This window comes from Novipirellula sp. (assembly GCF_041583735.1).
Classification (GTDB): Bacteria; Planctomycetota; Planctomycetia; order Pirellulales; family Pirellulaceae; genus Novipirellula.
Map to the genome: position 1 here is coordinate 1 of NZ_JBFHFD010000743.1, position 3971 is coordinate 3971.

General features: G+C 53.1%; 4 protein-coding genes. 3 read left to right on the top strand and 1 reads right to left on the bottom strand.

From position 1 onward, the window contains the following. Window positions 1–802 (bottom strand): PQQ-binding-like beta-propeller repeat protein (locus tag ABX962_RS31975; protein WP_372725699.1); only part of this gene is annotated, 802 nt, incomplete at its 3' end. 405 nt (window positions 803–1207) lie between these two features. Between ABX962_RS31975 and ABX962_RS31980 the strand changes: the two genes are divergently transcribed. The 3 genes from ABX962_RS31980 to ABX962_RS31990 all read left to right on the top strand — a co-directional run. After that, window positions 1208–2053, top strand: coding sequence for a UDP-2,3-diacylglucosamine diphosphatase (locus ABX962_RS31980; protein ID WP_372725701.1), 846 nt, complete (start codon window positions 1208–1210; stop codon window positions 2051–2053). Window positions 2054–2095: 42 nt separating this feature from the next. Continuing rightward, window positions 2096–3331, top strand: coding sequence for a DUF3419 family protein (locus tag ABX962_RS31985; protein WP_372725703.1), 1236 nt, complete (start codon window positions 2096–2098; stop codon window positions 3329–3331). Continuing rightward, on the top strand, window positions 3328–3971 hold a 644-nt coding region (locus ABX962_RS31990), incomplete at its 3' end, for a class I SAM-dependent methyltransferase (protein WP_372725705.1). The genes ABX962_RS31985 and ABX962_RS31990, both read left to right, overlap by 4 nt.

Here is a 3971-nt window from a genome sequence, read left to right on the forward strand (position 1 = left end):
ACGCATTCATGCCATCGTGATAAACCGTCCACAACGACTTGCCGGTTTGCGGGTCATACGCGATCGTCGCCACCGCACTGGGATAGACCAATTGCTCTTGGTCACCGACGCGGATCACTTCAGCCGTTCCATACGCCTTCATCCGGTCGCCGACATCGGTGCCATAATCAATTTCGCGTTTTGATTGCCACACGGTGTCACCCGTCTTTTTGTCAAAGGCGACGACGAACTGAACATCGACGCCATCAAAGGCGACAAACAACTTTCCATCATGCAAAATGGGTGACGAGGCAGGGCCGCGAAAATGGTCACACTTTAAATCACTTCGTCGCCATAACACCTTGGCATCGGCGGTATCGAGACACACCGTGCCATAGCTACCGAAATGAGCGTACAAGCGTCCCGCTTCGATCACCGGTGTCGGTGACGCGTAGCTATTCATCGGATGACAAAACTCGGGTGTTTCGTTTTCGATCACAACCACATCATGCAGCACCTTTCCAGTTGTCCGCTGCACGCAAACGACGGACATTTTTGTGCCATCTTCGCTCGCCGTGGTCAACCAAATCTCGTCTCCCCACACCACCGGCGAAGACCAAGCCTTGCCATCAATCGCCGTTTTCCACTGAACGACCGAATCATCAATTGCGATGGGCAAATCCGCATCATCGGCGCGGCCGTCTCCGTGCCCCCCTCGAAATTCGGGCCACGTGACCACTTCCGCGACCGACGTCGTTGTGAAACCAAGTTGGGCGAACACCAAAACCACAATGGCGATGTAACTGAAAATGCGAACGATCATGGAAAATATTGCCTCTTTGATGAAGTCCAGGCTTGAACCTGCGGAAACAGATTCATCATGAGACCTCAGCAAGACCTCGAAAACGAAAACTTGACGGAGCCCTAGTCTAGCCGAACCAAGACGAGTTGTCCGCAAACCGCAAAAGTGCGCAAAAAAAGACGTTTCTCGATCAATGTTACCCTCCCCGATGCCCTTGAGCACCGTGGGTTTCGAGCCTCGGCCAATGCCCCGAACCAACGGCAATCTCTCGTCTGCGGCGGGCGAAAAACTTCTGAGAACCTGCGCTGGCGTTTCACCCAATCTAAACAAGCGTTCTCTAATATCTCGGGCAAGTGGAAATGGTGATGCCTTCTCACCAGAGAAAGCGTTCACACGCAATGCTCCTCCGTAAAACAGGACAATGGCATGGACGTAGCCAATGCGACACCGGTGCGGACACTATTGGTAAGTGACGTTCACCTAGGGTGCAAGCATTCGCAGTCTCGCAAATTCCTTACGTTCCTTCGTCAATTCAAGCCCGAGTCGCTCTACATCGTTGGCGATTTCATTGACACGTGGAAGATCAATACCGGTTGGTATTGGCCGCGTGATTGTGACGAGATCATTTCGCATCTGGTCAATTTGTCCCAACAGGGCACAAAGATTCACTACATCCCCGGCAACCACGATTCCTTCTTGAGGAATCCGGCACTGCGAGCGTTCTTGCCAACCGACCTGCCGAAATTCGAAGTCGACAACGAATTTGTTTTTGAAACACTCGGCGGTTGGCGATTCCTCGTCACACATGGTGATTTGTTCGACGTGTTTGAAACGCGAGCCCAATGGGCCTCGCGTGGCAGTTCGGTCTTTTACGATGCCTGCCTGAGTGCGAATTGGTGGTTCCACCGCATCCTGCTTGGCGAAGACCGCAATCCCTACGGCATCTGTGCGATTTTGAAAGACCGCGTCAAACGATGTGTTCGTTTTATTAGCAGCTACGAAGCCAAGATCTTGCAACATGCTCGCATGCGAGATTGTAACGGTGTGATCTGTGGCCACATCCACACCCCCGACATCGTGTCCAACGATTCCATGGTCTACTGCAACACCGGTGACTGGGTGGAAAACTGTACCGCGTTGGTCGAGTCCAACGATGGACGCATCCACTTGCTACAGCGTTACGGCGAAGATGTGTTGTTGGATCTACCGAACCGGAAACTGCCGCTGGAACCTTGCCTTGAAAACGTGGTGGCGGAAGAGGTTGCCGCCTAGTCTCGCCTCGATCTCTAGATCTCGATTCGAAAGAGTTTTTTGATGGTTGCCCCAAAATGGTCCGAATGGATTGGACAAAAATGCTTTTCCGCAGTTCATCGACGAAACCTTGTCTACAACACGTGCTGGGAAGACCCACGGATTGATCGCGAAGCACTCGCGTTGACTTCGGACGACTCCGTTTTGGTGATCACCTCGGCTGGTTGCAATGCACTGGACTATGCACTTCAGTCGCCGAAGAACGTCTATGCCGTGGATATGAATCCGCTGCAAAACGCGCTGTTGGAACTCAAGATCGCGGCGATCAAAACGATCGATTTTGCTGACTTCTTTCAAGTTTTTGGACGTGGCCAACATTCCGATTGGAACGCCCTTTATCATGATGCGATTCGCCCAAAACTAGATCCTCAATACTGCACCGTATGGGATCGACGTGCCGACTTTTTTAACGGAGAGTCGAGTCGCAGTAGTTTCTATTTCCGTGGTACCAGCGGGCTGTTTGCCTGGATGATTAACGGCTACCTCAATCGCTCTCCAGGCCTCCGCGAATCGATCGAAACTATCCTGGCGGCCAAATCGGTTGAACAACAACACGAAATCTATGACGAACACGAAATCAACCAACGATTGTGGAACAAACCGCTTCGCTGGATACTGCGACGCGATACCACGATGGCGATGCTGGGGGTTCCTCGCAGTCAACGAAACCAATTGGACCAAGATTACCCAGGCGGGGTGAGCGGGTTCATTCAAGATCGCATTGAAACGGTATTCAAACGGATTCCGCTGCGAGACAACTATTTCTGGCGTGTCTATCTGACCGGTCAATACACGCCTCAGTGTTGTCCTGAATACCTTAAACCTCAAAACTTTGAGCAACTTAAAAAGGGGTTGGTCGACCGAGTCCATACTCAAACCGATACCGTCGAAGGTTTTCTATCGAAGCACGACCAACCGATTTCTCGCTTCGTGCTGCTCGATCACATGGATTGGCTCTACTCGCGGTATCCCGAGTTGTTAGCAAGTGAGTGGCAGAGCATTGTCAATCGGGCGGCGGCCCGCAGCCGCGTGTTATGGCGAAGTGCGGCACTGGACGTTGATTTTGTCGATCCACTACGCGTCAACGCCGAAGGACAATCGGTCCAGCTGGGTGAATTGCTGAACTATCAACACGACTTGGCCGGCGAGCTGCATGCCCGCGACCGCGTTCATACCTATGGCAGTTTCTACATCGCCGATCTCGCCGCCACGTCCAACGCTACAGGGGTTGCCGCATGAGCCAGTCGCTGCCGCACGTTTCGTCAACGCCGTCGCGTCGGTCCGATTTACGAGTCCTTTGGCATTTGCTGTTTCACCGGGTACGAGGTGAAACGCACGCCCAGCGACTCGAAAGCTTTTATGGCGGTCACGCAACCGACTATGATTCGTTTCGCGAGCGGATGCTGCACGGCCGCAACGAACTGATCTCGTGGATCGATTTCCCCCACGACGGCGTGTGGTTGGATGTCGGTGCGGGAACGGGAACCAACTTGGCATTTGCGGGTGATCAAACGAAGAGACTTCGTAGCATTCACCTGCTCGATCTCTCTCCCTCTCTGTTAAGGGTTGCGGACCAGCGGATCCACGATCTTGGCTGCGAAAATGCCAAGACACATCTTGCCGACGCCACCACGTTTTCGCTGCCACCGGCGAGCGTGGATGTGATCACGCTGAGCTATTCGCTGACGATGATTCCCGACTGGTTTCAAACGCTCGCACTGGCCGAAGCGATGTTAAAACCGGGAGGGGTAATTGCGGTGGTCGATTTTTATGTCTCGCGAAAACATGCGGCCAAGAACCAACGGCAACATGGTTGGTTGCGGCGTGCATTTTGGTCGCACTGGTTCGCCGCCGACAACGTGTTTCTAAGCAGCGATCA